Origin of the sequence: Acidisphaera rubrifaciens HS-AP3 (assembly GCF_000964365.1) — a bacterium.
Lineage (GTDB): Bacteria > Pseudomonadota > Alphaproteobacteria > Acetobacterales > Acetobacteraceae > Acidisphaera > Acidisphaera rubrifaciens.
The window spans coordinates 1-801 of the sequence record NZ_BANB01000916.1 but is presented as its reverse complement, the minus strand read 5'-3'; the positions used below and the strand labels follow the sequence as shown (position 1 = coordinate 801).

Below are 801 nucleotides of genomic sequence, written 5' to 3'. Positions count from 1 at the left end.
GGCGGGCGGCGGGGCGGGGAATTCCGGCCCGTCCGCCCCCGCCGCGCGCCCGCGATCGAGCCGCGCGGTGTCGCCCTCGTCGGCCTCGGTCGTGCCGTCGCGGTCGAACTCGGGGAGGGTCGTGGCGCGGCCCGACATGGCTCAGCCCTGCCGCACGGCCCAGAACTCCAGCGACAGCTCCGGCAGGTCGGCGCCTACATGGATGACGAAGGCGGGCGAGCGGGCGAGCTGACGCCAGAGCGGGCCGCTGCGGTCGAGTTCGAGATAGACCGTGCCCGCCCGGTACGGCAGCTCGCGCGGTGCCACCGGCAGCGGCTGGAGTCCGATTCCCGGGAGCTGCAGGTTCACCAGATCCTGGATCGCTTCGGCCGGCCCGATCTTCGCCTGGCTCGGAAACCCCGCGCGTATCCGCTCGGGGTCGAGTGCCGCCGACACCATCAGCACGAAGCGGGCACCACCGAGCAGCGCCCGATCGCGGATGGGCGAGATCCAGATCCCCTTGCCCCGCTGTTCGAGCGGCAGGGATACCGCGGTATCAACCGTCAGCCCGCCGAGCGCGGTACGGATCGCGGCGAGCAGGGCCGACAGGCTCTCCGCCGGGACGGCGTGCCGCCACGCCGGAAACGGCGGCGGCCGCCGGTCGGTGCGCGAGAAGGTCGCGAGCGCGCCCGCCAGACGCAGCATCTCCGCGTGCAGCAGCACCGGCGGCAGATCGCCGCCCTCCGCCATCCAGGCAAAGGCCGGCTCGTGCGCGTTGACCAACTGCAACAGGGCGAAGTCGATCATGCCGGCGAGGTCGGC

General features: G+C 73.5%; 1 protein-coding gene. It reads right to left on the bottom strand.

Annotation, left to right across the window (positions count from 1 at the left end; all coding sequences use genetic code 11):
• Positions 1-141: 141 nt before the first annotated feature.
• Positions 142-801 (bottom strand): type VI secretion system baseplate subunit TssK (tssK, locus tag B8460_RS19005; protein WP_048863195.1); only part of this gene is annotated, 660 nt, incomplete at its 5' end.